23 protein-coding genes are annotated in these 25,824 nt (G+C 64.6%); 10 read left to right on the forward strand and 13 right to left on the reverse strand.

Annotated elements, in window-relative coordinates; genetic code table 11:
• Window positions 1–3: 3 nt before the first annotated feature.
• Together VPH41_RS18705 and VPH41_RS18710 are read right to left on the reverse strand one after the other, a co-directional pair.
• On the reverse strand, window positions 4–1,569 hold the full coding sequence (locus tag VPH41_RS18705; RefSeq protein WP_328571082.1) for a DUF1800 domain-containing protein: 1,566 nt from the start codon (window positions 1,567–1,569) through the stop codon (window positions 4–6).
• A gap of 87 nt (window positions 1,570–1,656) precedes the next feature.
• On the reverse strand, window positions 1,657–2,571 hold the full coding sequence (locus VPH41_RS18710) for a LysR family transcriptional regulator (protein WP_328571083.1): 915 nt from the start codon (window positions 2,569–2,571) through the stop codon (window positions 1,657–1,659).
• Window positions 2,572–2,676: 105 nt separating this feature from the next.
• Here VPH41_RS18710 and VPH41_RS18715 point away from each other — a divergent pair, with 105 nt between their 5' ends.
• Entirely contained in the window at window positions 2,677–3,693 is a 1,017-nt protein-coding gene (locus VPH41_RS18715) for a zinc-binding alcohol dehydrogenase family protein (protein WP_328571084.1), read from the forward strand.
• On the opposite strand, the gene VPH41_RS18720 is transcribed toward VPH41_RS18715, so the two are convergent.
• Together VPH41_RS18720 and VPH41_RS18725 are read right to left on the reverse strand one after the other, a co-directional pair.
• Window positions 3,694–4,962 (reverse strand): glycerate kinase type-2 family protein, encoded by a 1,269-nt coding sequence (locus tag VPH41_RS18720; protein WP_328571085.1) that lies wholly within the window; start codon window positions 4,960–4,962, stop codon window positions 3,694–3,696.
• A gap of 32 nt (window positions 4,963–4,994) precedes the next feature.
• Window positions 4,995–6,326 carry an MFS transporter gene (locus tag VPH41_RS18725; protein ID WP_152281780.1) on the reverse strand — a complete coding sequence of 444 codons (1,332 nt, stop codon included), beginning with the start codon at window positions 6,324–6,326 and terminating at the stop codon, window positions 4,995–4,997.
• Window positions 6,327–6,472: 146 nt separating this feature from the next.
• Between VPH41_RS18725 and VPH41_RS18730 the strand changes: the two genes are divergently transcribed.
• Both VPH41_RS18730 and VPH41_RS18735 read left to right on the forward strand, forming a co-directional pair.
• Window positions 6,473–7,636 carry a sugar diacid recognition domain-containing protein gene (locus VPH41_RS18730; protein WP_287778166.1) on the forward strand — a complete coding sequence of 388 codons (1,164 nt, stop codon included), beginning with the start codon at window positions 6,473–6,475 and terminating at the stop codon, window positions 7,634–7,636.
• A gap of 45 nt (window positions 7,637–7,681) precedes the next feature.
• Window positions 7,682–8,035: a YnfA family protein gene (locus tag VPH41_RS18735; RefSeq protein WP_328571086.1), complete on the forward strand. Its 354-nt coding sequence runs from the start codon at window positions 7,682–7,684 to the stop codon at window positions 8,033–8,035.
• A 6-nt stretch (window positions 8,036–8,041) separates the two neighbouring features.
• Here VPH41_RS18735 and VPH41_RS18740 read toward each other — a convergent pair whose 3' ends face one another.
• Window positions 8,042–8,443, reverse strand: a complete 402-nt coding sequence (locus VPH41_RS18740) for a tellurite resistance TerB family protein (protein WP_226941145.1) — start codon at window positions 8,441–8,443, stop codon at window positions 8,042–8,044.
• Between the two features lie 65 nt (window positions 8,444–8,508).
• Window positions 8,509–9,471, reverse strand: a complete 963-nt coding sequence (locus VPH41_RS18745) for a TerC family protein (RefSeq protein ID WP_328571087.1) — start codon at window positions 9,469–9,471, stop codon at window positions 8,509–8,511.
• 158 nt (window positions 9,472–9,629) lie between these two features.
• On the opposite strand from VPH41_RS18745, the gene nhaR reads away from it, so the two are divergent.
• Window positions 9,630–10,529, forward strand: a complete 900-nt coding sequence (gene nhaR / locus VPH41_RS18750) for a transcriptional activator NhaR (RefSeq protein ID WP_328571088.1) — start codon at window positions 9,630–9,632, stop codon at window positions 10,527–10,529.
• 183 nt (window positions 10,530–10,712) lie between these two features.
• Window positions 10,713–12,047: a chloride channel protein gene (locus tag VPH41_RS18755; protein ID WP_328571089.1), complete on the forward strand. Its 1,335-nt coding sequence runs from the start codon at window positions 10,713–10,715 to the stop codon at window positions 12,045–12,047.
• On the opposite strand, the gene VPH41_RS18760 is transcribed toward VPH41_RS18755, so the two are convergent.
• The 3 genes from VPH41_RS18760 to msbA all read right to left on the reverse strand — a co-directional run bounded on the left by VPH41_RS18760 (window position 12,037) and on the right by msbA (window position 15,732).
• Window positions 12,037–12,531, reverse strand: coding sequence for a MarR family winged helix-turn-helix transcriptional regulator (locus VPH41_RS18760; protein WP_328571090.1), 495 nt, complete (start codon window positions 12,529–12,531; stop codon window positions 12,037–12,039). The genes VPH41_RS18755 and VPH41_RS18760 overlap by 11 nt on opposite strands.
• An 87-nt stretch (window positions 12,532–12,618) precedes the next feature.
• A complete protein-coding gene (locus VPH41_RS18765) occupies window positions 12,619–13,737 on the reverse strand; it encodes a toxin-antitoxin system YwqK family antitoxin (RefSeq protein ID WP_328571091.1) in 1,119 nt (372 codons plus the stop codon).
• Window positions 13,738–13,896: 159 nt separating this feature from the next.
• Window positions 13,897–15,732 (reverse strand): lipid A export permease/ATP-binding protein MsbA, encoded by a 1,836-nt coding sequence (gene msbA, locus VPH41_RS18770; RefSeq protein WP_328571092.1) that lies wholly within the window; start codon window positions 15,730–15,732, stop codon window positions 13,897–13,899.
• Window positions 15,733–15,973: 241 nt separating this feature from the next.
• On the opposite strand from msbA, the gene VPH41_RS18775 reads away from it, so the two are divergent.
• On the forward strand, window positions 15,974–16,336 hold the full coding sequence (locus VPH41_RS18775; RefSeq protein WP_328571093.1) for a hypothetical protein: 363 nt from the start codon (window positions 15,974–15,976) through the stop codon (window positions 16,334–16,336).
• Between the two features lie 68 nt (window positions 16,337–16,404).
• On the opposite strand, the gene VPH41_RS18780 is transcribed toward VPH41_RS18775, so the two are convergent.
• Together VPH41_RS18780 and VPH41_RS18785 are read right to left on the reverse strand one after the other, a co-directional pair.
• Window positions 16,405–16,788 (reverse strand): hypothetical protein, encoded by a 384-nt coding sequence (locus VPH41_RS18780; protein ID WP_152256331.1) that lies wholly within the window; start codon window positions 16,786–16,788, stop codon window positions 16,405–16,407.
• A 58-nt stretch (window positions 16,789–16,846) separates the two neighbouring features.
• On the reverse strand, window positions 16,847–17,809 hold the full coding sequence (locus tag VPH41_RS18785) for a Dyp-type peroxidase (protein WP_328571094.1): 963 nt from the start codon (window positions 17,807–17,809) through the stop codon (window positions 16,847–16,849).
• Between the two features lie 159 nt (window positions 17,810–17,968).
• Between VPH41_RS18785 and VPH41_RS18790 the strand changes: the two genes are divergently transcribed.
• Window positions 17,969–19,390: an aminotransferase-like domain-containing protein gene (locus VPH41_RS18790; RefSeq protein ID WP_328571095.1), complete on the forward strand. Its 1,422-nt coding sequence runs from the start codon at window positions 17,969–17,971 to the stop codon at window positions 19,388–19,390.
• Window positions 19,391–19,395: 5 nt separating this feature from the next.
• Here VPH41_RS18790 and moaA read toward each other — a convergent pair whose 3' ends face one another.
• Together moaA and VPH41_RS18800 are read right to left on the reverse strand one after the other, a co-directional pair.
• A complete protein-coding gene (gene moaA / locus VPH41_RS18795) occupies window positions 19,396–20,478 on the reverse strand; it encodes a GTP 3',8-cyclase MoaA (protein ID WP_328571096.1) in 1,083 nt (360 codons plus the stop codon).
• Between the two features lie 113 nt (window positions 20,479–20,591).
• Window positions 20,592–20,867, reverse strand: a complete 276-nt coding sequence (locus VPH41_RS18800; RefSeq protein WP_328571097.1) for a helix-turn-helix domain-containing protein — start codon at window positions 20,865–20,867, stop codon at window positions 20,592–20,594.
• Window positions 20,868–21,063: 196 nt separating this feature from the next.
• Here VPH41_RS18800 and VPH41_RS18805 point away from each other — a divergent pair, with 196 nt between their 5' ends.
• The 3 genes from VPH41_RS18805 to VPH41_RS18815 are packed head-to-tail and all read left to right on the forward strand — an operon-like array spanning window position 21,064 to window position 25,816.
• Window positions 21,064–23,376 carry an FdhF/YdeP family oxidoreductase gene (locus tag VPH41_RS18805; RefSeq protein WP_328571098.1) on the forward strand — a complete coding sequence of 771 codons (2,313 nt, stop codon included), beginning with the start codon at window positions 21,064–21,066 and terminating at the stop codon, window positions 23,374–23,376.
• A gap of 13 nt (window positions 23,377–23,389) precedes the next feature.
• The gene (locus VPH41_RS18810; protein ID WP_328571099.1) at window positions 23,390–24,787 is read left to right on the forward strand and encodes a cytochrome ubiquinol oxidase subunit I; all 1,398 of its coding nucleotides are present in this window, start codon (window positions 23,390–23,392) and stop codon (window positions 24,785–24,787) included.
• Window positions 24,788–24,835: 48 nt separating this feature from the next.
• Window positions 24,836–25,816: a cytochrome d ubiquinol oxidase subunit II gene (locus tag VPH41_RS18815; RefSeq protein WP_328571100.1), complete on the forward strand. Its 981-nt coding sequence runs from the start codon at window positions 24,836–24,838 to the stop codon at window positions 25,814–25,816.
• The last annotated feature ends 8 nt before the right edge of the window (window positions 25,817–25,824 follow it).

Genomic DNA, 25,824 nt, shown 5'->3' on the forward strand with positions numbered 1-25,824 from the left:
GATCTAACGGTGCATCATTTCCGGCGAGGAAAGAAGAAATGTATTCCACTCCTGCGGCGTGGCGGCCTGTTCCAGGGCCTGGCGCGTGGCCGGGCTCAGGCTTGCCTGCAGCGACTGGTAGTACAGGGCGCTGGCCAGCTGGGGAAACGCCACCTTTTCCTGCGGCTGCGGGCCATCCGTCTTGAACAGGCCCGCGCTGCCCGAGCCGATGGTGCGGGCGATATCGAAACGCGTCGTCATCTGCCCGGGACTGGCCCAGGAAGCGTCCGCCAGCGGATAGCCATCGGGCGTCTGGCGCCCGTACAGGGGCTGGCCCATGCGCGAAAGCCAGTTCAGCATGGGGCCCGCGTTCAGGATGGGCTTGTCGTCATAGCTGAGGCGCACGGCCGACACCACGTAATGCATGGGGTCCTTGAATTTCTTGCCCAGCGATTGCTTGAACTCGGGGCTGCCGAACATGGTCTGCAGCACGTCGGCAATCATGCCGTCGCTGCTCTGGAAAGTGGCCGCCATGCGCGCCACCAGGGGCTCGGGAGGATTGTCGCCGACGAAATACTGGGCCAGCTTGCTGCTGATGAAATGCGCGGTGGCGGGACTACGGCTGAGGCGGTCCAGCGCTTCGTCGAGTTCAGCCAGCCCCCTGCCCTTCACTGTGTGTCCTAGGAATTGTTTATCGCCGTAATCGTGGCGGTTCGGATTGAATTCGAACAAGCCCCGGCGCACATACTGCGCCTGCAGCGCCGGCCTGACTTTCGGCGCATCCGGTCCCAGGTTCACCCCCACCCCGGTCAGGATGCGCGCCAGCTCCTGCACGTCGGCCTGGCTGTAGCCGCCGTTGACGCCCAGGGTGTGCAGCTCCATCAGTTCGCGCGCATAGTTTTCATTGATGCGCTTGACGGCATTGGCTTCATTGTCCAGGTAGCGCAGCATGGCCGGATGGTGGACGGTGGCGCCCAGCAAGTCGCGGAATTTCCCCAGCGCGTGCGGCGCGATGGCGTTCGCCTCGTAATCGCCCACCATGGCGCGCAAGTTGTGCTTGCCCTGGTGCACGCTGAAATGGTTGAGCCAAAACCAGCTCAGCTGCTGCTGCAGCTGGTTAGGCGAATACACGTCCAGCAGCACGGAGCGGGTGGCCGCCTCGCGCGCCAGGCGGTTGAGTTCTTGCTGGTAATCCTTTTGCGCCTGCTGCTTCGCCATGTCGTCCATGACGCCGGCCGATTCCTTGCGCTTTTGCTCCATGGACAGCACCAGCTGGTCGAGCGGCACCTGGCTGATGGTCATGGCATCGATCTGCGCCTGGATGGCGGGCGGCAGGCTGGCTTTGCCTGGATGCAGCTGCGCCTGCAGGTAAGCGTTCCAGCCTTGCGCCTGCACCTGACGCACGCTGCCCGCATTCACGCCCCAGCTGACGCGCTCGAGCATGGCGATGCCCTGCGCGGCATTGTCCGGCGCGCCGGCGCGGGGGCTGGCGGAGGCCGGCAGCGGGCCGCCGCTGCCGCCCGTGCCGGCGCAGCCGGCCAGCAACAGCAAGGAAATCAAGGTCGTCGGCAACAGTCGATTGGGGGTCATGGCAATCCTTCAAGCGGTTTCATGCAGAATGCCTGAGGGTACGCCCAGGTTGACCTGCGCATGATTGCCATTTGCAACGAGTTGTAATCAATAATGCTGTTTTAATAACTCCGCGCACTTGTCGCGCAGGAAATCGCGCAGTTGCAGCACCAGCGGCGTCACTTGCGCCCGGTGCATGCAGACCAGCTGCAAGGGCGTGGCCTCGCCCGCCGCCTCGGGCAGCAGCACCTGCAAGCGGCCGGCGGCCACGTCGCCGGCAACGTCGAGCCGCGATTTATACGCGATGCCCAAGCCCGCCACGGCCCAGCGGCGCACCAGTTCGGCGTCGTCCGCGCTGCGGTTGCCGCTCACTTGCACCGTCACCTGCTCGCGCTGGGGCAGGCGGTAAAAGGTCCAGCGGTGGTGCATGCCGTCTTCCAGCGCAAAGCGCAGGCAATTGCGCTGCGACAAATCTTCCAGCGCCAGCAAAGGCCCATGCTCGCGCAGGTAGCCGGGCGACGCCACCAGCACCCGGTCGTTGGCAGGCGCGATGGGCATGGCGACCATGCTCGAATCGTCCTGCTGGCCGTAACGCAAGGCAATGTCCACTTGCTGGCGTACCATGTCGGCCACCCGGTCGCTGACGCTGAGCTGGTACTGCAGCTTCGGGTGGCGCGTCTGGAATTCGTCGAGCCAGGCCAGCATCAGGTTGCGCCCCAGGTCGGAAGGCATGGCAATTTTCAAGGTTCCGCCGAAACTGTCCTTGCCGGCCAGCAGCGCGTCGTGGCCCGCGCGCAGCAGGCGCAAGGCTTCGCGCGCATGTTCGAGGTATTGCGTGCCTTCCGCCGTCAGGCTCAGCGAACGGGTCGTGCGGGCCAGCAGGCGCAGGCCCAACACCCCTTCCAGGCGCTTGACGGCGGCGCTGGCCAGCGCGGGCGAAATGCCGATCTCGCGCGCAGCCGCCGACAGGCTGCCCCGGTCGGCCGTGCGCACAAATACCAGCAAGTCATCGAGTCGCAGCAATTTTCAGCATTCCTTTGAAAGTGTTTCGGTACGCGCCCTCTTTTTCCTGGACGCGAAAGCCACCATCATACGTCATCGCCTCCCCACTCTTGACCAAGGATTACCATGAAAGCCATCGCCTACCGCCACAGCCTGCCCATCACGGATGCAGACGCCCTGCTCGACATCGAGCTGCCCACGCCCGTCGCCACGGGGCGCGACCTGCTCGTCGCCGTCAAGGCCATTTCCGTCAACCCCGTCGACGCCAAGGTGCGCAAGAACCGCGCGCCGAAAGAGGGCCAGCCCGAAGTGCTGGGCTGGGATGCGGCCGGCGTCGTCACGGCCGTGGGTCCCGACGTCACCCTGTTCCAGGTGGGCGACAAGGTCTGGTACGCGGGCGCCATCAACCGCCCCGGCAGCAACAGCGAATTTCAATTGGTCGACGAGCGCATCGTGGGCCACATGCCGGCCAGCCTCGATTTCGCGCCAGCCGCCGCCCTGCCTCTCACCAGCATCACGGCCTGGGAACTGCTGTTCGACCGCCTGCAGATCAGCCGCGACAAGAATCTGACTGGCAAGTCGCTGCTCGTGATCGGCGCGGCCGGCGGCGTCGGTTCCGTGCTGGTGCAGCTGGCGCGGCAATTAACGGGCGTCACCATCATCGGCACGGCCTCGCGCGCGGAAACGGCCGACTGGGTCAAGGAACTGGGCGCCCACCACGTGATCGACCATAGCCAGCCCCTGGCCGCCGAAATCACGCGCCTGGGCTTGCCGCCCGTCGATTACGTGATCAGCCTGAACCAGACCGACAAGCATTTCGACCAGATCGTGGAATTGATCGCGCCCCAAGGCAAGTTCGCCCTGATCGACGACCCCGAACACATCGACGTGCGCAAGTTCAAGGGCAAGAGCGTGTCCCTGCACTGGGAACTGATGTTTACCCGTTCGCTGTTCCAGACGGCCGACATGGTCAAACAGCATGCATTGCTGGAGGAACTGGCGCAACTGGTGGACGCGGGCGTGATCAAGACCACCCTGGCCGAGCGCTTCGGCACGATCAACGCGGCGAATTTGAAGCGTGCGCATGCCCTGCTGGAAAGCAACACAGCAAAAGGAAAGATCGTGCTGGAAAATTTCCAGTAATCAGGTAATCAAAATGGCCCGGAAATCATTGACGTTCGTCAATGTCGGGCCCGTGATCACGCTGTCTCCCAGCGCCTGGAAAAAGCCGTGACCATCGTTGTTGTCCAGGCTGTCGCGGGGCTTGATACCCAGCGCCCAGGCGCGCTGCAGGGTGTCCGGCGCCAGAAGCGCGCCGGCGATGTCTTCCTGGCCGTCGACGCCATCCGTGTCGCCCGCCAGCGCGTGGATGCCCCGTTGACCGTCCAGCGCGATGCCCAGCGCCAGCAGGAATTCCACGTTGCGCCCGCCGCGGCCGTTGCCGCGCACGGTGACCGTCGTTTCGCCGCCCGACAGCAGCACGCACGGGGCGGGAAACGGCTGGCCCCGCAAGGCAGTTTGCAGCGCGATGCCGGCCATCACCTTGCCCACGTCGCGCGCCTCGCCCTCCAGGCTGTCGCCCAATATATACGGCGTGACGCCGGCCGCGCGCGCCACGCTGGCTGCCGCTTCCAGTGCCAGCTGCGGCGTGGCGATCAGTGTGGTCTGCGTGCGCGCCAGCCGGGGATCATCGGGCTTCACGGATTCGCCGCGTCCGCTTTCCAGCGTTTTGCGTATGCTGTCCGGCAAGTCCATGCCGTAGCGGCGCACGACGGCCAGCGCATCGTCGCACGTCGTCGCGTCGCCCACCGTGGGGCCGGATGCGATATCGCCCAGCTTGTCGCCGGGCACGTCGGAAATGGCCAAGGTGACGACTTGCGCCGGATGGCAGGCGGCCGCCAGCCTGCCGCCCTTGATGGCGGACAAATGGCGGCGCACGCAATTCATTTCGCCGATGGTGGCGCCCGACGCCAGCAGCGCGCGGTTCAACGCTTGCTTGTCTTCCAGGCTGATGCCATCCAGGGGCAAGGCCAGCAGCGACGAGCCGCCGCCCGAAATCAGACACAGCACCGTATCGTCGGCTTGCAAGTTGCCCACCAGATCGAGCATGCGCCGCGCCGCGTCCATGCCGGCAGCATCCGGCACGGGATGCGACGCTTCGACGATCTCGATGCGCTCGCACGGCACGGCGTAACCGTAGCGCGTCACCACCAGCCCGGAGAGCGGCCCCGGCCAGTGCTGTTCCACGGCGTGCGCCATGGCGGCCGACGCCTTGCCGGCGCCGATGACGATCAAGCGCCCCTTGGGCGCGGGCGGCAGATGGGGCGGCACGCAGTGCGACGGTTGCGCCGCGGCGACGGCGGCGTGGAACATGGCTTGCAGCAAGGCGCGCGGCGCTGGGGTGGTCGTCATGGTCAATTCCTCCGGTTCGATGGCAGCTTCGTTCAACGGTTCACGATGCGCGCAGGAACGCGCAGCACCAGTATGGCGCCCAGCAGCATGACTGCGGAAAGAATATACAGGGCCACATCGGTGCCGCCCGTCGCATCCTTGATCCAGCCGACGAGGAAGGGGCTGACGAAGCCCGCCACCTGGCCCAGCGAATTGATCAGCGCCAGGCCGCCGGCCGCCGCCGCGCTGCCGAGAAACGCCGTCGGCAGAGGCCAGAACATGGGCAGGCCGGACAGCGCGCCCATGGTCGCCAGCGACAGGCCGATGAGGGCGACGACCACGTTGCCATGCGCCTGGGTGGCCAGCAGCAAGCCGCACAGCGCCATCAGCAGGGGGCCGCTCAAATGCCAGCGGCGTTCCTTGTGCTTGTCGGCCGAACGGCCCACCCAGATCATGAAGATGCTGGCGCACAGGTAGGGAATGGCACTGATCCAGCCCACGGCCACGGGGCTGGCGAAACCCAGCGACTTGACGATGGTGGGCAGCCAGAAATTGATCGCATACACACCCATCTGGATGCAGAAATACACGAGGCCCAGCATCCACACGTGCTTGTTGCGCAGCACGCTGGCGAAGGTGTCGGCCGTATTCGCGCTGTTGCGGCGCTGGCGTTCGTCCTCGTCGAGGTCGGCGCGCAGCAGCTGCTTTTCTTCCGCATTCAGCCACTTCGCCTGGGCAATGCCGTCGTTCAGCAGCACATACACGAGAAAGCCCAGCAGCACGGTGGGGATGCCTTGCAACAGGAACATCCATTGCCAGCCGGCCAGGCCGCCGTGGCCAGCGAACGATTGCATCATCCAGCCCGACAGGGGGCTGCCCAGCAAGCCGGAAATGGGAATGGCCGACATGAACAGGCCCATGATGCGGCCCCGGCGCGACGCGGGATACCAGTTTGTAAAGTACAGCACGATGCCGGGGAAGAAACCCGCCTCGAACACGCCCGTGATGAAGCGCAGCGAGTAGAACGCGGCCGGCGTGGTGACGAACATCAGGCAGGCCGAGGCGACGCCCCAGGCGATCATCAGGGTGCCGATGACCTTGCGCGCGCCCAGGCGGTGCAGCAGCAGATTGCTGGGCACGCCGCTGGCCACATAGCCGATGAAGAAAATGCCGGCGCCCAGGCCGTACACGCTCTCGCTCCATTGCAACGCATCGAGCATTTGCAGCTTGGCAAAGCCGACATTCACCCGGTCCAGATAATTGAACAGGTAGCAGATGAAGATGAAGGGGATCAGATGCAAGGTGACCTTGCGGTAGGCGCCTTCGCGCACGCGGTCCTGCGCGGACGCGCCGGCGGACAGGCTGGCGCCTGGATGGGTGGTCATGGGTGTCTCCTGACTATTTTTTTATGGAATACGAGCAGCCCATCGTACAATCGCCCACAGAAACAGTCATCGTGCGGATGCATGAAGAAACATGAGTGCCGAATACGATGATTTCATGCAAATGCACAAGAGCAGAGACAGACATCATGCAAAGCATCGATTTTCCCCTGGCGCAGGACATCGTCCAACGCACCATGCACATCATTCCCTTCAGCGTCAACGTCATCGATGCGCGCGGCGTGATCCTGGCCAGCGGCGACCCGCAGCGCGTGGGCGACCTGCATCCGGGCGCGCAACTGGCGCTGGCCCGGCGCGCCAGCGTGGAAATCGGCGCGGCCGACATGGCCAGGCTTCCTGGCACGCGGGCCGGCATCAACCTGCCCCTGGCCGTGCGCGGCGAGATTTGCGGCGTGCTGGGCCTGACGGGCGAGCCGGACGACGTGCGCCAGTTCGGCGAACTGGTGCGTGCCATGGCGGAAATGATGCTGGAGCAGGCGCGGCTGGTCAGCGAATTGCAGCACGAAAAGCGCTACCGCGAGGAATTCGTGTTCCAGCTCGTATACCGCACGGGCATTTCGGATGCCAGCATGCAGGCGTGGGCGGCGCGCCTGGCGCTGGACTTGCGCGTGCCGCGCGCCATGTTCGTGCTGGAAATTCCCGATGCGGGAGAAGGCCCGGGCGAACGGCTGGACCAGGTGCTGACGCAGCTGCAGCAGGTGCAGTCCGACCTGTCGGCGCGCTGGCCTGCCCTGCTGACGGCCGTCGTCTCGCCGGGCGAACTGGTGCTGCTCGACGCCTTTCCCGCCAGCGGCCCGCAGCAGGCGCGCGCGGCGCAGGCAAGGCAGCGCCTGCTCGAACTGCACCAGGTGGCGCAGCAGGCGCTCACGCCGCCCGCCACCCTGTCCATGGGCGTGGCCTTGCCGGGCCTCGATGGCGCGACGGCGTCATATGAATCGGCGAAGCAGACGGCGCGCGTGGGGCGCGCCCGCGATGGCGCGCAAGCCACTTTTTCCTACCTGGAACTGAGCCTGCCCGTGCTGCTGTCCGGCCTGCAAGCCGGTTGGCAGGCGGAGCAATTGCGCCAGACCCTGGCCCGCCTGCAGGCGCACGACCGCAAATCAGGCACCCTGATGCGTACCCTGGCCGCCTGGTTCCGCCACCACAGCCACCCGATGGCCACGGCCAGGGCCCTGCACATCCACCGCAACACGCTCGATTACCGCCTGCAAAAGATCGCCGAACTGACGGGGCTGGACCTGGACGACACGGATGACCGCCTGCTGCTGTATGTCGCCCTGCAGCTCAATTGAGGCACGTCCGTCTACAATGGCGGCTGACCGCACAACAGGAATAGCATGAACGACGCCTTCGAATGGACCAGTCTTGCCCGCACTTTCGGGCTGTTTACCGTCACGGCCGTGGCTGAACTGCTGGGCTGCTACCTGCCCATGCTGTGGCTGAGCAACAAGGGCAGCGCCTGGCTGCTGTTGCCGGCCGCCATCAGCCTGCTGATCTTCGTGTGGCTGCTCACCCTGCATCCGGCCGCCAGCGGCCGCGTGTACGCCACGTATGGCGCCATCTATATCGCCACGGCCCTGGGATGGCTGTGGCTGGTGGACGGCATCACGCCCGCCTGGACCGATGTTGCGGGCGTGGGCCTGGCCCTGGCCGGCGCTGCCGTCATTGCCATGGGCCATAAAACGGCCTGATGTGCATCAGGCGGCATGCGCGCGGAAATTCGTTTCCGCCGACCATGCCGCGCTGGCGCGGGCCAGCAAGACGGCTTCGCCATCGGCCAGCCAGTCGTCCGCATCGGCGATCTTCCACATGGCTTGCAGCAGCTTGCGGCGCAAGTCCGGGTCCGTGATTTCATCGAGCAGGCTGTCGATCACGCCGTTGCCCAGCTGGATGGCGCCATGCACGGTGGACGTCAGCATGTCGTCGCACAAGTCTTGCAGCAATTGCTGGAAGGCGGCCGGCTCCAGGTCGATATGCTCGAGGATCTTGCTGCGGTGCATGGCTTGCAGCTCGGCGCTGGCCAGGTTGCCGTCGACCACCATCATCAGGGCCAGGATACGTCCCGCTGCCTGGGGACTGTTCATTTCATACGTACGCATAATTTCTCTTTCATTGTGAGTTCAAAGGCGCGCCACCGCCCCGCGGGGCGCGCCGTACTGCCGTTTTACTTCTTGTCGCTGCGGGTGATGAACACGCTGGCCACGCAGCTCGACACGATCAATACCGCCACCACCAGCAGGGACGCTTCGACGGGCACGTGGTACCACGGCATGATCAGCATCTTTGCGCCGATAAACACCAGCACCATCGCCAGGCCATACTTGAGCATGTGGAAGCGGTCCGCCACGTCCACCAGCAGGAAGTACAGGGCACGCAAGCCCATGATGGCGAACAGGTTCGACGTGAAGACGATGAACGGGTCCGTCGTGATGGCGAAAATCGCCGGGATCGAGTCGACCGCAAACACCAGGTCCGTCACCTCGATCAGGATCAGCACGAGGAACAGCGGCGTCACATAGCGCAAGCCACCCTTTGCCACAAAGAAGCGCTCGCCGTGGTCGCCATCGGCCACCCGCAAGTGGCGGCGGGCAAAACGCAGCACGGGGTTGTTCGCCACGTCCGGCTCCGCATCGGCCGCCACCAGCATGCGCATGCCGGTAATCAACAGGAAAGCGCCGAACAGGTACAGCACCCAGCTGAACTCGCTCACCACCCATGCGCCGGCCATGATCATCACGGCACGCATGACGATGGCGCCCAGCACGCCGTAGATCAGGACGCGGCGCTGGTACTGGATCGGCACCTGGAACGCGCTGAAGATCAACAGGAAGACGAACACGTTATCGACGGACAGCGCTTTCTCGATCAGGTAGCCGGAGAAAAATTCCAGCGCCTTCTGGTTGGCGATCTCGGGGCCCGCCGTGCCGTTCAGATACCACCACAGGCCGCCGTTGAACAGCAGGGCCAGGCTGACCCACACGAGCGACCACGTCGCCGCTTCCTTGACGCCCACCTTGTGCGCCTTGTTGCCACCGAAGACGAACAAGTCCAGCGCCAGCATGAACAGGACAAACACGATGAAGCCAGCCCACATGGGTGCCGTTGCAATACTTTCCAGGCCGTTCATCGGCGGCCTCCGCACTGCTCTGTTTGTATTCTGAAGTCCATGACACTCTCCTTGCATGAATTGAGCAGCCATCATAGTCTGAATACAAACATCGAACAAATCGAATATAATTTACAAATACATCGAAAAAATCGATGCATTGAATCTCTGGGAAAACCATGTCGACACTCAACTTCAAGCACTTGCGCTATTTCTGGATGGTGGCCAAGACGGGCAGCATCGCCCGCGCGGCCGAGCAGCTGCACCTGACGCCGCAATCGATTTCCGGCCAGCTCAGCGAGTTTGCCGACACCCTGGGCGTGGAACTGTTCCGCCGCAGCGGGCGCCAGCTGGAATTGACGGACACGGGCAGGCGCATCCTCAGCCATGCCGAAGCCATTTTCAGCACGGGCGATGAATTGCTGGAAATCGTGCGCGACCAGTCGCGCACGGCGACGACCACGTTCCGCGTGGGCTGCGCCGATTCCGTCTCGAAACTGATCGCCTGCCGCCTCGTGGCGCCGGCGCTAAGCCTGGCCGAACCGCTGCGCATCATTTGCCGCGAAGGCCGGCTGGCCAGTCTGCTGGCGGACCTGGCCGTGCACCGGCTGGACCTGATCATGGCGGACCGCCCCATGCCGGCCCACTTGAGCGTGCGCGGCTTTAACCACTTGCTGGGCGAAAGCGGCATGACCCTGTTCGGCACGCCAGCGCTGGCCGCCACCCTGACGGGCGGCTTTCCCCATTGCCTGGACGGCGCGCCGCTGCTGCTGCCGGGCGAAGACTTCGCCATCTACGGGCGCTTGCTGCAATGGCTGGGCGACAACAATCTGCACCCGCGCATCGTCGGCGAGTTCGACGACAGCGCCATGATGAAGGCCTTCGGCCAATCCGGTGCCGGCCTGTTCTTTGCGCCCACCGTGATCGCGCCCCAGGTCTGCGAACAATATGCCGTGGTGGCGCTGGGCCGGGTCGACAGCCTCGTCGAGCAAGTGTATGCGATCACCACGGAACGGCGCCTGAGCCACCCGGCCACCGTCGCCATCAGCCAGAGCGCGCGGCACGAGCTGTTCGTGTAAGCCTGTGGCCGTCCGGGCCGCAACTGGCGCCGCAAGGGCGGGCCCTTGCCGATTTTCCGGCCGGGGCATGGCTGTTGTCGTCAATTGCCCACAAATAAGGCAGACAAAAAGCATTCGGACAAATATATCTCTATAATGGCAAGTCTCCCCGACGCCCTGCGCGCCCTTCCTGGACTTGCCGCAATGAAGCACTTGCACGACATCCCCTCTGCCTTCAAGCATGAATTTGCCAACCCGCGCCTGTGGTGGTCGCGCGCCGTCGTCGTCGGCATGGCCGCCATCGCGGGCCTCGTCGTCGTGGGATTTACGTGGCTGGCGGAAACGGCGCTCGATTGTTTTCTGTTTTTTAACGGCAAGGCCTGGTGGTTTGCCCTGCTGTGGACGCCCGTTTGCGCCGCCCTGCTCGTCTGGCTGACGCGCCGCTATGCGATGGGCGCGGCCGGTTCCGGCATCCCGCAAGTGATGGCGACACTGGACCCGGCCGTGGCGCCCGAGCAGCGCTCGCTGTTTGTCTCATTGAAACTCAGCGCCGCGAAGATAGGCCTGACGGCGGGCGGCTTGCTGGGGGGACTTTCGCTGGGGCGCGAAGGACCGTCCGTGCAGATCGCGGCCGGCGTGATGCTGGCCGCGCGCCGCTGGCTGCCCCGCCACTCGCAGGTGAGTGCCCATTCCTTGCTGGTGGCGGGCGGCGCGGCCGGCATCGCCGCCGCCTTCAATACGCCGCTGGCGGGCGTCATGTTTGCCATCGAGGAACTATCGCGCTCGCCCGAGCAGCGTAACAGCGGCCTCATCGTGGCTGGCATCGTACTGGCCGGCATGATGGCCGTCTCCATCCACGGCAACGCCACCCACTTCGGCATCATCCACCCGGGCCCCATCGGCCTGGCGCTGGCCCTGCCCGGCTTGCTGGTGACCCTGGTGGCGGGCGTGGCGGGCGGCCTGTTCGCGCGCCTGCTGCTGGCGTCCGCCAGGGGCAATCCCCTGGGCAAGCTGTCCGCGTGGCGACAAGGCCGGCCCGTGCTGTTCGCCGCCGTCTGCGGCGTGCTGGTGGCGGCCATCGGCATCGCCAGCCATGGCGCCACGTTCGGCAGCGGCACCGTGTCCACGCGCGCCATGCTCGATGGCGCGTCCGACGTGGCGCCCGCCTTCGTGGCCTTCAAATATGTGGCGACGTGGCTCACCGTGTGGTCGGGCGTGCCGGCCGGCATCTTCGCGCCATCGCTGGCCATCGGCGCCGGCATCGGCCACGATATCGCCGTGCTGCTGCACTATCCGCACGCGCCCGCGCTGATCGCGCTGGGCATGGTGGGTTTCCTGGCCGCCGCCACGCAGGCGCCATTGACGGCATTTATCATTGTCATGGAAATGGTCGACGGCCACGGCATGGTGCTCAGCCTGATGGCGTGCGCCGTCGTGGCCAGCACCGTGTCGCGCGTGCTCAGCGAACCGCTGTACGGGGCGCTGGCGCAGCTGCAGCTGCAACGGCTGCCGCAGGCCAGCCGGGACGCTACATCGTAAACGGAAACGGCTGCATGCCCGCCTGCCTGTCATCGGGAGCGACGACGGCCAGCAAGGCGTTCAAGCCCTGGTTCAGGTGGGCCAGGCTGTCGGGGTCCAGCTGGGCCAGCGCGCTGGGCAGCAAGCCGCGCGCCGGCTGCGGCGCGCCGGCGATCACGGTTTGCCCTTCCAGCGTCAGGGTCAGGGTGACCACGCGCTGGTCGGGCTGGTCGCGCGCCTTGCGCACATAGGTTTTTTTCACCAGTGCATCGACCAGGTTGCTGGCCGTCGTCTGGTGGATCGACATCTTGCTTGCCAGCTCGCCCATGCGCAGGCCTGGCCGTTCCAGCAATTCCTGCATCACCCACAATTGCGCGCCCGACACGCCGCATTGCTTCTCGATCTGCGCCGAGTGCCGCTGCGCTGCGCGCATGACGACGCGCATGTTTTGCAAGGCCATGCCTTGCGCCCTGGCCATCGCCGAAACTTCCGCTTCCACCACCATTGCCTCCAGTTATCCTGCCGGCTTCGTGCCTGCTGGCGGGCCGGAATCCGTACATGATACCTGCAAAGGCGGGCGCGCTCCTACTGCCTAATGACCGGCAGGGACGGGTTCGCCAGCCTGCCACGCCTGTTCCAGCACCAGCTTGCCGGCCCGGTCCCAGTGGCGTTCGATGCCGTGCTTCTTGCCGTGGTCGTACGGCACGATCTGCCGCAGGCTGCCGTCGTCGTACCAGGCCTGCAGCAAGCCGTGGCGCTGGCCTTCGACAAACGGGGTCACGCTGGCGCGCACGCCGTTGGCATGCCAATCCGTCGTGTCGCCGTGGTCACGCCCCTGCGCGTCTTTTTGCCATGCAAAATTGGGCCGACCATTCGGCCCCCACGTTTGCAAGCTGAGCACGGCGCCTTTCCGGTACAGCGTCCTGTTCGACACGACACCATTGTCATGGCTTTCAAACGACCAGCCATCGGGCTGGTCGTGTTCCCAGACGGTGCTGGCCAGCACCTTGCCATCCTGGGCATACCGGATAAACTCGCCCTCGCGCTGGCCATCGACGAAGCGTCCCCGCCGGTGCAGCTTGCCATCCGCATAAAACGATTCCTGCACGCCATCCATCTTGCCATGGCGCTGATACGAGCGGCTGCTCACGGCCCCATTCGCGCCATACGACACATGCTCGCCATCGGCCATCGCGTCGCCGTGATACAGCGTTCGGCTCATCAGCTGGCCATTCTCGTGATACGTTTCCGAGATGCTGTCGCGCCCGTTCGGCAGCGGCGTCACCTTCTGCTGGACCTGGCCATTCTCGAAGTACACGCTGCCACCGAGCAGCTCCTCGCCCCGGGCATCCAAACAGGTTTCGCGCAGCAGCTGGCCATTCTCGTGGTAGTACTTGCGAAACTTCACGAACTTGACCTGGCTCAGGTCCAGGTCCGTGGCATAGGTTTCAAAGGCCAGCACGCCGGGCGTGTCGGGAAATTCGAGCCGCACATGCCAGGCACCCAGCGCCTCGTCGCGCACGGGCGGCGTGCGCAGCGCATACGCGGCGCGGCCCTGGTCGCTGGGTACGAAATTTTCATCCAGATACATGCTGCGGTCTTCCTCCTGTCGCGTTGGTGTTTTCTCCGCCGGCTGTTCCTGGGCCGCCAGCGGCAAGGCCATACCCAGCGCGGCGGCCAGCAGCCAGCGCATCGTCTGTTGATTCTTCATGTTGCTCCATTGCTCATATTGCATTGCGGCTGCCATCATAAAGGCAAGCGCCATTCGCCGCGGGCACGATTGCCTCGCCCAAAATAAAAAACCGGGACCGGACCTGCTGGTCCGGTCCCGGCCTGGGGACATGCGCTGGCGCGGCAGGCGCGCCACACGTCAGCCCACGCCATCCTTGACGGGCGACAGCTGGCTCGCATGCAGGCGCGCATACGCGCCGCCCTGCTGCAGCAAGGCCGCATGGCTGCCCGATTCCACCAGGCGGCCGCCCTGCATGACGACGATGCGGTCCGCGCTTTCGATGGTGGACAAACGGTGAGCGATGACGATGGTGGTGCGGTTGCGCATCAGCACTTCCAGCGCCGCCTGCACCGAACGTTCCGACTCCGTGTCCAGCGCGCTGGTGGCTTCGTCGAGCAAGAGAATCGGCGCATCCTTGTACAGGGCGCGGGCAATGGCCAGGCGCTGGCGTTGCCCGCCCGACAGGCGCGAACCGTTCTGTCCCGCTTGGGTGGCGTAGCCTTGCGGCAGTTGCATGATGAAATCGTGGGCGTAGGCGGCGCGCGCCGACGCTTCGATGCGGGCCTGGTCCGGCGCCGGATCGCCATACGCGATATTTGCCGCCATCGTATCGTTGAACAAAATCACATCCTGGCTGACGAGGGCGAACTGGCGCCGCAGGGCCAGCAAGGCATAGTCGCGCACGTCGACGCCGTCGAGCAGTATCTGGCCGCCGCTGACGTCATAGAAGCGGGGCAGCAAACCCAGCAAGGTGGTCTTGCCGCCACCCGAGCCGCCCACCAGGGCCACCGTTTCGCCGGCGCGGATGTCGAGCGAGATGTCGCTCAGGGCCGTGGGCGCATCGGGGTCGTCGCTGTTGTAGCGGAAATTGACGTTCTGCAGGGACAAATTGCCTTGCACGGTGGCGGGCGCCAGGGTGCCCGGGTCCGGTTCCAGCGGCGTATCGATCAGGCCGAAGACGGACTCGGCCGCCGCCAGGCCCCGCTGCAGGGGCTCATTGATCTTGGTCAGGTTCTTGATCGGCGACTGCATGGCCATCAGCGCGCCCATGAAGGCGACAAACGCGCCCGGCGTGATGGCGCCGCTTTGCGCGCGCAGCATGGCGAAATAGATCACGGACGACAGCGTGATACCGACGAGCATCATGATGAAGCCGGAATTCATGGCCGAGGTGGCCGCGTGCTTGACGGCCAGCTGGCGGTTGCGCTTGACCACGTCGACGAAACGCGCCTGTTCATAATCCTGGCCGCCGAAGATTTTCACCACGCGCTGACCGCCGATGCTTTCGTCGAGCACGGACGTCAGCTCGCCCACGGCTTGCTGGGAACTCTTGCTCAGGTGACGCATGCGCCGGCCCGCCAGGGTCACGACGATGGCCACGATGGGCATGGAAGCCATGCAGAACAGGGCCAGTTTCACGTCAATGCTGAACAGCAGGATCAGGTAGCCGATGGTGGCGACGGAATCGCGCACCATCACATTAAGCACGTTCAAGCCCGCCTGCGACACCTGGCTGGCGTCGAAGGCCACGCGCGACTGCGTCAGGCTGGTGGTGGTGGTATCGAAAAAGCGGCTGGGCAGGCGCATGATGGTGGCAAACATCTTTTCGCGCAGGTCCGCCTGCACCCGGCTCGATAGCCAGACGGAACCGTAATCGCCGGCAAAGCTCGACACCATGCGCAGCACGGCCAGGCCCAGGATGGTGGCGGGAATCACCCACAGATCCACCTGCCCCGCCTGTGCTGGCAAGAAACGGTCAACCCAGCCCTGCAGCATGCCCATCATGCCCGATGCGGGCGCGACCTGCGTGCTGGCCGTCGCGCGCATGGCGTCTACGACGTTTTGCAACTGGCGGATTAACAACACATCGGTGGCGGACGCCACGCCCACGGCCAGCAAGGTAGCGGCAACGATGGCGCCATAGCGGCGAAACTGGCCGGCCAGGCGGAAGAACAGGAGGCGACTTTGCTGCATGCAGATGGGAAAAAAGAAGGTAAAACGTGATTCTAACCGTTGCGCGAGGCTTTCCCACGAGAAAGTAGAGAAGCATGGCTTGCGCGCCTGGCGGCAAGCGCATGGCCATCGTGACAATTGGAGATGGTGATGGTGAAAATACGACCTACACTTGCTGAGCTAGCTTAACGATGCCGAGGCATCGGGACTGGCCCTACACGCCGCGGGCCTGGCGGCGCGCCCTACCCTTCCTGGAGATACCATGAGCGTTCCCATCTACAAAGTCAATGCCGTGCACCTCGCCATCGACAAGAGCCATCCGCCACATTTGCATGTGAGCGCGATCGGCGAAGTCAGCTCCGGCGGCTGGAAGGCGGCTACCCTCGCGCCCCGCGTCTACATCAGGCCACCGCAGGATGGCATCCAGGACCTGGACTTCGAGGCGACGCCGCCCAAGGGCAGCGAGCCCGTGATCCAGGTCATCCTGCCCATCGCCGCGGGCGCCGTCCTTGCCCTGCCGGACTGGCTCAAGGGCGTGCGCGTGCATGCCAAGACCAATGCGGTGGTCACCTTGCTCACCGACGAAGCAAGCTTGCGGCAAGTGGCCGCCATCAACCACGACTAGGCAGCCGCGCACCAGCTGCGGCCAGCCGCCGCGCCGCCGCCCTCCCGGCAAGGCAGGGCGGCCGGTTCTTATTGCTTTTTCACTTTCCAGTCGCCGGCGCCCGCCTTGCAGACCGTCAGCTTGAGGGTCTGTTCCTGGCCCTTGGCGCTCAGGGCCACCTGCACCTTGCGGCAGGTTTGCGCGTCCGTCTTTTGCGTGTCGCTGGCCGTGATCTCGGCGGCGATGCGCACGGAATTGCGCAAGCCCTCATTGCTCCATTGCACGGTTTCGCCATCTTTCTTGTCATTGAGCACGTCGCCAACGGCCTTCACGAAGACGGGCTTGTCGTTCTTGTTCAGGTAAGCCATCGGCGTATCAGCCAGGAAACCCAGGCCCACGGCGGAAGCGGAAGCGCTGAAGACGACGCTGCCCAGTATCAGGGCGGACAACAGTGTGGCGGGACGAATACGCATGAAAAACTCCTTGTAAAGTAAAAATGAGGACCGGGAAGCGGAAGCACCGGGATGGCACTCAGCCGGGATCCGCCGGCGAAATACCGACTGCCAGCAAGGCATCGATGCTGGGCACGAAATAGATCGCCGACGACAGCGCCGTCGAAAAATCCAGCAGCCTGTCCGTTTTGGTGATGCCATCATAGCCTACGCCGTACATTTGCCGCAGCATGCCCATAGTCACCGTGATGTCCTTGCAAAAACCGACAAACATGACGCCCGCCTCGCCGGCATTGGCGTAATTGGCATTGCGGCGCACGATATCGACTTCCTCGCCATCGCGGATGAACTGATTGCGGCCCACGTGGGAATCGACGGGCAGCGGCGACAATTCGTGGCTGCCCGCCTTGGTGCGGCCCCACACCTGCTCCGCCGCATGCACGGGCAAGGCGCGCAGGCGCTCCACCTCCATGCGCCATTTCTGCAGCAGCACGGTGGAGCCGCCCGCGCCCTTCTCGCCGTCGGGAATGATGGCCACGCCGTGGGCGCGGAACGGATTCGGATTCGCGACGCCGTCGGCAAAGCCGTCGAAGGTCACGTTGTTATGGTAGGGAAAACACACCTGCTCGCTGGCCAGCTCGGCGAACGGCCCCAGCAAGGTGAGCGCCGTGCGCATGCTGTCGTACAGGGTGGCCGCGTTCGACTGCGTGATCCAGACCCAGAAATCGTGCTGGCTGGCCGGCGCCGTCTTGCCGTTGGCGCCCACGAGGTCGTGGTCGAACGATGCCATATTGTCCGGCACGCAGCCGGGGCACGCGGCGCGCCACAGCTCGGGCCGGAAACCCAGCACCACGTTGGCCGTGCCGCCCGTCAACTGATGGTGGCGGTTCAGGGTGGGGTCCAGGATGCCCGTGACCTGGGATTCCCACAGTTTACTGAGCAACTTGAACAACTGCCGCATATCGACGCCGGCCTTTACATTGAACTGCAAATGCACTTCATCGCGCGCGACGACGGACAGCATGCTTTGTGGAATTGCCATGACAGATATTCCTCTTTTGATTTTCTATGTGGATGGTAAACCAGGAAGTGCTGGATGCCAGTTTCATTTAAGCAACATGCGACAACTGTAACTATAGGTAGTCATGAATTGAACGATAATGCAATGACGTAGAGCAAGAATAAAAATGGATACCATTGCATGAAACTGTATGAAAAGCTCGTTGGCGACATCGAGCAACTGGTCGCCAAGGGCGTGCTCCTGCCCGGCGAACGCATCCCCTCCGTGCGCCAGACCAGCCAGCAGCACAAGCTGAGCATCACCACGGTGCTGCGCGCCTACGTCAAGCTGGAAAGCATGGGCGTGATCGAAAGCCGGCCCCAGTCCGGCTACTTCGTGCGCCCCCGCGCCGGCGACACGGCCACGCCGTCCATCTGCATGCAGGCGTCGCACCCCAGTCCCGTGCCGGCGGAAGTGCACGTGAGCCGCCTGGTGCTGTCGACCCTGCGCTCGATCGGCTTGCACGACGCCATCCCGCTGGGCTCGCCCTACCCCGACCCGTCGCTGTTTCCCTGGGAACGCATCAACCAGTATGCGGGCACGGTGGCGCGCCGCAACCGCGCGTGGAACGTGACGGACGACCTGCCGCCGGGCAACCCGCAGCTGATACGCGAAATCGCCCGCCGCTACCTGGAAAACGGCCTGGCCGTCGATCCCGACGAAATCATCGTCACCGTGGGCGCCACGGAAGCCATCAACCTGTGCCTGCAAGCGGTGGCCAAGCCGGGCGACACCATCGCAGTCGAGTCGCCCACCTTCTATGCCATGCTGATGGCCGTCGAACGGCTGGGCATGAAGGTGGTGGAAGTGTCCACCGACCCGTATGAAGGCATCAGCATCGAGGCGCTGGCCGACATCATGGCCCGGCAGCCGATCGCCGCCGTCATGGTGATGCCGAACTTCCAGAATCCGCTGGGCTTCCAGATGTCGGACCAGCGCAAGCGGGCCCTGGTCCAGCTGCTGGAGCAGCACGACGTGCCCGCCATCGAAAACGGCGTCTACAACGAACTGTATTACGGCGACGCCCACCCGTCCTCGCTCAAGTCCCACGACCGCAAGGGCCTGGTGCTGCACTGTTCCTCGTTTTCCAAGAGCCTCAGTTCCGCGCAGCGCGTGGGCTGGGCCCTGGCCGGACGCTACCGGGGCAAGGTGGAAGAACTCAAATTCCTCAACACCCTGGCCACGTCCTCGTTTCCCCAGCTGGCCATCGCCGAATACCTGCAGAACGATGGCTACGAACAGCATCTGCGCCGCACCCGCAAGGCCTATGCCCAGCAGGCGCGCATCATGGCGGCCGCCGTGCTGCGCTTCTTTCCTGCCGGCACGAAAATCTCGCACCCGCAGGGCGGCTACGTGCTGTGGGTGGAATTACCCGGCAATATAGACTCCATGCAGCTGTACCGGCGCGCACTCGAATGCAAGATCACGGTGGGCCCGGGGCGCATGTTTTCCGTCAGCCAGGCCTACAAGCATTGCATCCGCCTCAATTACAGCTATCCGTGGAGCGTGGACGTGGAACAGGCGATCATCCTGCTGGGCAAACTCATCACCGAATTCCTGTAGACCATTCAGCCGCCTACCAGCGACATGCGCACGGTGGAATACTGCTTGCGGCCGCTGGCCTGGGCCAGTGCGCCGCGCACTTCCGAATAGCGGTCGCCGCGCCGCTGCCAGTGCCAGCGCAGCAGGCTTTCCAGCCCTTGCGCGGAGTCAAGCTGGGGCCGCAGGTCGAGGCCGTCCTGGGCGAACAAACAGGTAAACAGCTTGCCATCCGACGACACGCGCACCCGGCTGCAGTCGCCGCAGAACGGCTGCGACACGCTGGAAATGAAACCCACTTCGCCGCCGCCATCAAGGTAACGATAGCGGCTGGCCGTTTCGTGCAAGAGGGGCTTGCCTTCGCCCAGCGAAACGAGGGGAAATTCGGCGGCGATCAGCGCGCGCGCCGCCTCCGAAGTGACGACATGCGTGCGCGACCAGGCACCGATGCCGCCCACGTCCATGAACTCGATCAGGCGCAGCACCACGCCCGTGTGGCGGAAATGGCGCGCCAGCGGCACGATCTGGCTATCGTTGACGCCTTTCTGCACGACCATGTTGACCTTCACGGGGTTCAAGCCCACGGCTTGCGCCACCTCAATCCCATGCAGCACTTTGTCGACGGGAAAATCGACGCCATTCATGCGCTGGAAAATGCCGTTATCGAGGCTGTCGAGGCTGACGGTAACCCGGTCCAGGCCCGCATTCTTGAGCGAGCGCGCCTTGGCCGCCAGCAAGCTGCCGTTGGTCGTCAGCGCGATGCTCACGGCGCGCCCGTCCGGCGTGGTGAGCCTCGCCAGCGCCTCGATCAACTGCTCGAGGTTCTTGCGCAGCAGCGGCTCGCCGCCCGTGATGCGGATCTTGTCGACGCCCAGGCGCACGAAGGCGCGCGCCATCGTTTCGATCTGCGCGAAGGACAGGCGCTCGCTGGACGGCAGAAACGGGTAATCTCTGGGGTACAGCTCGGCCGGCATGCAGTAGGTGCAGCGGAAGTTGCACTGGTCGATCACGGAAATGCGCAAGTCCGTCAAGGGGCGCCCCAGCATGTCCACGCACGGTTCGATATGGCCTGGCTGCCGGAGCGCCGGCGGCGGATACAGGATGGTGTTCATTATGCTTCCCCTCGATAGGCATTCGTCAGGGTCCAGCATAGGACGAATGGGGGCAGGCCAAGAGGTACAGTCCGGCGCCAGGCGATAGAGTACAGACGCGCCGGACCGTGCGCCTACGGCGCTGGCGGCGCGGCAAATACCGTGGCGCACAGCTCCGCGCCCGCCGCGCTGAGTAGCGCGCTGCCGCCGCCGCTCTCCGCCGTCGTCACCGCCACCAGTCCCGCGCTGGACAGCGCATTGAGCTGGCGCAACAAGGTGCTCATCTGTACTCCTGCCCGCTTGGCCAGCTTGGCCAGCGACCACGGTTTTGCGGGCGCCGCCTGCCGCGCTTCCCACAGCAGCGCCAGCAAAGCCACCAGCGCCGCGTCGATGCCGTCTTCCTGTTCCATGTTCTTCCTCGCTCCATGCTGGCAATGCCCGATGCACGTCCTGAACCGCATCATAAATCAGCGGCATGGCGGGCGCGATGCAAATCGCCGCATGCCCATCTGTACTCTGTTTTTTTGTCCGGAACTGTGCGCCTACGGGGCAGTGCGCCGCCCCTACCATGTGATTGTCCCATCGCATATCACCAGGAGAGTCATCATGAGCAAGCCAAAGTCCGACGCGCGCATCGCGCCCTACACCCATGCAGCGGCCGGTTGGGGAGCCCTCAAGTACGTGGCCATCAACCTGTTCAAGGAAAAAGTCAGCGCGGGCAATTACCGTTCGCTGTTCGAGCAAAACCAGCCCGACGGTTTCGACTGTCCCGGCTGCGCCTGGCCCGACCGCGAACACGCATCGACGTTCGAATTCTGCGAAAACGGCGTCAAGGCCGTGGCCGCCGAATCGACGAGCAAGCGCGTGCGCCCCGAGTTTTTCCAGGAGCACACGGTCACCGAACTGATGGAACAGTCGGACTATGACCTGGAACAGCATGGCCGTTTGACGGACCCCATGGTGTACGACGCGGCCAGCGACAAATACCAGGCCATTTCCTGGGACGATGCCTACGCCCTCGTGGCGCACCACCTGCACGCGCTGGACGACCCGAACCAGGCCGCCTTCTACACGTCTGGCCGCGCCAGCAACGAAGCGGCCTTTTTGTATCAACTGTTCGTGCGCGCCTACGGCACGAATAACTTCCCCGACTGTTCCAACCTGTGCCACGAAGCGACGAGCCGGGGCTTGCCGGAAACGGTGGGCATCGGCAAGGGCACGGTGCTGCTGGACGACTTCGAGCATGCGGACACCCTGCTGCTGTTCGGCCAGAACCCGGCCACCAACCACCCGCGCATGCTGGGTGAATTGCGCGAAGCGTCGCGCCGCGGCGCCGTCATCGTCTCCATCAATCCCCTGCACGAGCGGGGTCTGGAGCGCTTCACCAGCCCTCAGCATCCGCTGGAAATGCTGACGGGCGGCAGCACCAACATCTGTTCGCTGTTCATCTGCCCCACCCTGGGCGGCGACTTTGCGCTGATCAAGGCCATGGCCAAGCGCGTCGTCGAGCTCGATGACGAGGCCGTCGCCCACGGCCAGGAGCGCGTGCTCGACTTCGATTTCATCGCCGAACACACGAGCGGCTTCGACGCCTTCGCGGCCGACCTGCGCGCGGAAAGCTGGGACTTGCTGCTGGTCGAATCGGGCGTGGCGCGCGACAAGATCGAGGAGCTGACGCAGATCTATGTGAAGGGCAAGGCCGTCATCGCCACCTGGGGCATGGGCGTGACGCAGCACAAGAATTCGCTGGCCACCGTGCAGATCCTGTCGAACTTGATGATGATGCGCGGCAATATCGGCAAGCGGGGCGCGGGCCTGTGCCCCGTGCGCGGCCACTCGAACGTACAGGGCGACCGCACCATGGGCATCGAGGAACAGCCGACCAAGGAATTCCTCGACCGCCTGGGCCTCGTGTTCAACTTCGAACCGCCGCGCCACCACGGCTACGACGCCGTCGGCACCATCGAGGCCATGCTGGAGAAAAAGGTGAAAGTGTTCGTCGCCCTGGGCGGCAATTTCTCGATGGCCACGCCGGACACGCCGCGCACCTGGGATGCGCTGCGCTCGTGCGACCTGACCGTGCACATCGCCACCAAGCTCAACCGCAGTCACCTCGTGCACGGCAAGGATGCGCTGATCCTGCCCACCCTGGGACGCACGGAAATCGACGTGCAGGCGGGCGTGGCGCAAGGCGTCACGGTGGAAGACTCGATGAGCATGGTGCACATCTCGTTCGGCATGAACCAGCCCGCCTCGCCCAATCTGCGTTCGGAAATCGCCATCGTGGCCGGCATGGCGCAAGCGACCCTGGGCAGCGAGAAGATCGACTGGCTGCGCTACTCGGGCAACTATGCGCTGCTGCGCGATTCCATCGAACAAGTGTTTGACGACTTTTTCGACTACAACTTGCGCGTGGCCAAGCCGGGCGGCTTCCACCTGGAAATCGCCTCGCGCGAGCGCGTGTGGAAGACGGCCAGCGGCAAGGCGCAATTCCTCGTCAACGCCGTGGAACTGGACACGCCCATCCACCGTGCGCGCCAGCAATATGGCGAACGCCTGATGGTGCTGATGACCACGCGTTCGCACGACCAGTACAACACGACAATCTACGCCATGGACGACCGCTACCGTGGCGTGTTCGGCCAGCGCCGCGTCGTCTTCATCAACAAGGACGACCTGGCCATGCTGGGCTTTGCGGCTGGCGACTGGGTCGACCTGATCGGCGTGTGGCATGACGGCATCGAGCGCCGCGCCGACCGTTTCCTGCTGGTCGAGTACGACATCCCGCGCGGCTGCATCGGCGCCTACTACCCGGAAACCAATCCGCTGGTGCCGCTCGACAGTGTGGGTTACGGTTCGCGCACGCCGACCTTCAAGTCCATCCCCGTGCTGCTGGCGCCGTCGGCCGCCATCGCCTGAGCAGGAGAACGCCATGTTCGGTTTCGATACCCTGGACCTGTCGCGCGCGCAATTTGCGATGACGGCCATCTTCCACATCCTGTGGCCCATCTTGACGATCAGCCTGTCGCTGTTCCTGTTCGTCGTCGAAGCGCTGTGGCTGCGCACCAGCGACCCCGTGTACTACCGCCACGCGCGCTTCTGGAGCAAGCTGCTGGTGCTCAATTTTGCCGTCGGCGTCGTCAGCGGCATTCCCCTGGAATTCCAGTTCGGCACCAACTGGGCGCCGTTCTCGCACCACTCGGGCCAGTTCATCGGCAACATCCTCGGCTTCGAGGGCGCCATGGCCTTCATGCTGGAAGCGGGCTTCATCGGCGTCATGATGTTCGGCTGGGGCCGCGTCCCCAAGGGCGTGCACCTGTTTGCCACCGGCATGGTGGCGCTGGGTTCCAGCATTTCCTCGTTCTGGATCATGGTCGCCAATTCCTGGATGCAGACGCCAGCCGGCGTACGCGTGGTGGACGGCAAGATCATCGTCACCGATTACGTGGCCGCCATCTTCAATCCCGACATGGCCTGGGCCGTGGGCCACATGTGGGTGGCCGCAGTGGAAACGGGCTTGTTCGTCATCGCCGGCATTTCCGCCTGGTATATGTTCAAGCGCCGCGAACCGGCCTTCTTCGCCCGCTCGTTCAAGCTGGCCCTGATGCTGCTGCTCGTCATCGCGCCGCTGCAGGTGTGGCTGGGCGACTCGAGCGGCGTCGACGTCTTCAAGACCCAGCCCGCCAAGGGCGCCGCCATCGAAGGCCACTGGCACACGAACCGCGATGGCGAAGGGGCAGCCTGGTCCCTGCTGGCCTGGCCCAACCAGGCGGAGCAGAAAAACGACTGGTCGCTCGAAGTGCCCGGCATGCTCAGCGTAATCGCCACGCATAGCGCCACGGGCAAGATCACGGGCCTGGCCGACATCGCCCGCGCAGACCAGCCGCCTGCGCTGCCGCTGCTGTACTACGCGTTCCGCGCCATGGCCGGCATCGGCATGTGGTTCGTGCTGCTGGCGTTCTGGACGTTCGTGGCCTGGCGCAAGGTGGGCGGACGGGTACAGGAATTCGTGCGCAACCGCAAGCTGCTGCTGGCCTGGGTGCTGACGATTCCGCTGCCCTACATCGCCGTCGAGTGCGGCTGGATCGTGCGCGAAGTGGGACGCCAGCCCTGGGTCGTGTACGGCTTGCTGCGCACGCGCGACGCCGTGTCCGACGTGGCGGCCCACGCCGTGGCCGGCAGCATGCTGATGTTCTTCGTGTTTTACATCGTGCTGTTTGCCACCTTCTTTGTGTTCGCCAAGAAATGGCTGCAACGAGGTCCGGACGTGGCGCTGCTGCCGCCGCAGGCCACCCACGCCGTGGGCGCCCTGCTGCAAGCCCGGCGCTGAGATGCGGCCCCATCAATCAAGGAATATGAGAAGTATGAGGAATATAAAATGGATATGAATTCGCATGCCATGCTGGGCAATGCCTGGTTCGGCCTGATCGGCCTGATGCTGGTGTTTTACGTGGTCACGGACGGCTTCGACCTGGGCGTGGGCATCCTCAGCCTGTTCACGCGCCGCGAGCAGGAACGCAACCTGATCTTCCAATCCATCGAACACGTGTGGGACGCCAACGAAACCTGGCTGGTGGTGGTGGGCGGCGCCCTGTTCGGCGCCTTTCCCAGCGCCTACGCCACCTTGCTGGAACAGCTGTACATTCCCATCATGCTGCTGATCGCCAGCCTGATCATGCGCGGCGCGTCGATCGAATTTCGCCATGCGGCCGGCAACAAGCGCCTGTGGGACCTGGTCTTCGGCGCGGGCAGCCTGCTGGCCGCCGTGGCGCAGGGCGTGGTGCTGGGCAAGGTCATCACGGGCTTGCAGCCGGGCTGGCTGAGCGGCATCTTCACGGCCTGCACGGCGCTGGGCGTGGTGGCCGGCTATTGCCTGCTGGGCAGCACGTATCTGATCAAGAAGACGGGCGGCGTGCTGGAAGCGGCCGCGCGCCGCTACGCCACGGCCAGCGTGCTGGCAACGGTCGCGGCCGCCATCGTGCTGTCGGCCGGCACCATGGTCTTCAGCGCCATCGGCCATGACCGCTGGGCGCAGCCGGGCGTGTTCGGCGTGCTGCTGTCGCTGGCCGCCATCGCAGCCTGCGCGTTTATCTACATCCTGTGGACCGTGCACGTGAACGGCGTGCGCGGGCCGTTCCGCGGCGCCATCGTGCTGTTCCTGGCCTCGTTCGCGGGCCTGGCCATCAGCTTCTTCCCCGACCTGGTACCGGGCAAGCTGAGCATCGCGGCGGCCTCATCCGATGAGCCCACCCTGATCTTCATGCTGATCGGCATGGGCTCCATGCTGCCGATCATGATCGGCTACAACCTGTTCCAATACTACGTCTTCGAGGGCAAAGTCGTGCCCCGCAAGCATTGAGCGACATC

The sequence above is a fragment of the Janthinobacterium sp. P210006 genome (genome assembly GCF_036231885.1).
In the GTDB taxonomy this organism is placed as follows: Bacteria; Pseudomonadota; Gammaproteobacteria; order Burkholderiales; family Burkholderiaceae_D; genus Janthinobacterium; species Janthinobacterium violaceinigrum.

Excerpts from the sequence above, each read along its gene's own strand:
- VPH41_RS18705 (WP_328571082.1), bottom strand. The coding sequence starts at position 1,569 with ATGACCCCCAATCGACTGTTGCCGACGACCTTGATTTCCTTGCTGTTG.
- VPH41_RS18715 (WP_328571084.1), top strand. The coding sequence starts at position 2,677 with ATGAAAGCCATCGCCTACCGCCACAGCCTGCCCATCACGGATGCAGAC.
- VPH41_RS18720 (WP_328571085.1), bottom strand. The coding sequence starts at position 4,962 with ATGACGACCACCCCAGCGCCGCGCGCCTTGCTGCAAGCCATGTTCCAC.
- VPH41_RS18725 (WP_152281780.1), bottom strand. The coding sequence starts at position 6,326 with ATGACCACCCATCCAGGCGCCAGCCTGTCCGCCGGCGCGTCCGCGCAG.
- VPH41_RS18730 (WP_287778166.1), top strand. The coding sequence starts at position 6,473 with ATGCAAAGCATCGATTTTCCCCTGGCGCAGGACATCGTCCAACGCACC.
- VPH41_RS18735 (WP_328571086.1), top strand. The coding sequence starts at position 7,682 with ATGAACGACGCCTTCGAATGGACCAGTCTTGCCCGCACTTTCGGGCTG.
- VPH41_RS18740 (WP_226941145.1), bottom strand. The coding sequence starts at position 8,443 with ATGCGTACGTATGAAATGAACAGTCCCCAGGCAGCGGGACGTATCCTG.
- VPH41_RS18745 (WP_328571087.1), bottom strand. The coding sequence starts at position 9,471 with ATGAACGGCCTGGAAAGTATTGCAACGGCACCCATGTGGGCTGGCTTC.
- nhaR (WP_328571088.1), top strand. The coding sequence starts at position 9,630 with ATGTCGACACTCAACTTCAAGCACTTGCGCTATTTCTGGATGGTGGCC.
- VPH41_RS18755 (WP_328571089.1), top strand. The coding sequence starts at position 10,713 with ATGAAGCACTTGCACGACATCCCCTCTGCCTTCAAGCATGAATTTGCC.
- VPH41_RS18760 (WP_328571090.1), bottom strand. The coding sequence starts at position 12,531 with ATGGTGGTGGAAGCGGAAGTTTCGGCGATGGCCAGGGCGCAAGGCATG.
- VPH41_RS18765 (WP_328571091.1), bottom strand. The coding sequence starts at position 13,737 with ATGAAGAATCAACAGACGATGCGCTGGCTGCTGGCCGCCGCGCTGGGT.
- msbA (WP_328571092.1), bottom strand. The coding sequence starts at position 15,732 with ATGCAGCAAAGTCGCCTCCTGTTCTTCCGCCTGGCCGGCCAGTTTCGC.
- VPH41_RS18775 (WP_328571093.1), top strand. The coding sequence starts at position 15,974 with ATGAGCGTTCCCATCTACAAAGTCAATGCCGTGCACCTCGCCATCGAC.
- VPH41_RS18780 (WP_152256331.1), bottom strand. The coding sequence starts at position 16,788 with ATGCGTATTCGTCCCGCCACACTGTTGTCCGCCCTGATACTGGGCAGC.
- VPH41_RS18785 (WP_328571094.1), bottom strand. The coding sequence starts at position 17,809 with ATGGCAATTCCACAAAGCATGCTGTCCGTCGTCGCGCGCGATGAAGTG.
- VPH41_RS18790 (WP_328571095.1), top strand. The coding sequence starts at position 17,969 with ATGAAACTGTATGAAAAGCTCGTTGGCGACATCGAGCAACTGGTCGCC.
- moaA (WP_328571096.1), bottom strand. The coding sequence starts at position 20,478 with ATGAACACCATCCTGTATCCGCCGCCGGCGCTCCGGCAGCCAGGCCAT.
- VPH41_RS18800 (WP_328571097.1), bottom strand. The coding sequence starts at position 20,867 with ATGGAACAGGAAGACGGCATCGACGCGGCGCTGGTGGCTTTGCTGGCG.
- VPH41_RS18805 (WP_328571098.1), top strand. The coding sequence starts at position 21,064 with ATGAGCAAGCCAAAGTCCGACGCGCGCATCGCGCCCTACACCCATGCA.
- VPH41_RS18810 (WP_328571099.1), top strand. The coding sequence starts at position 23,390 with ATGTTCGGTTTCGATACCCTGGACCTGTCGCGCGCGCAATTTGCGATG.
- VPH41_RS18815 (WP_328571100.1), top strand. The coding sequence starts at position 24,836 with ATGGATATGAATTCGCATGCCATGCTGGGCAATGCCTGGTTCGGCCTG.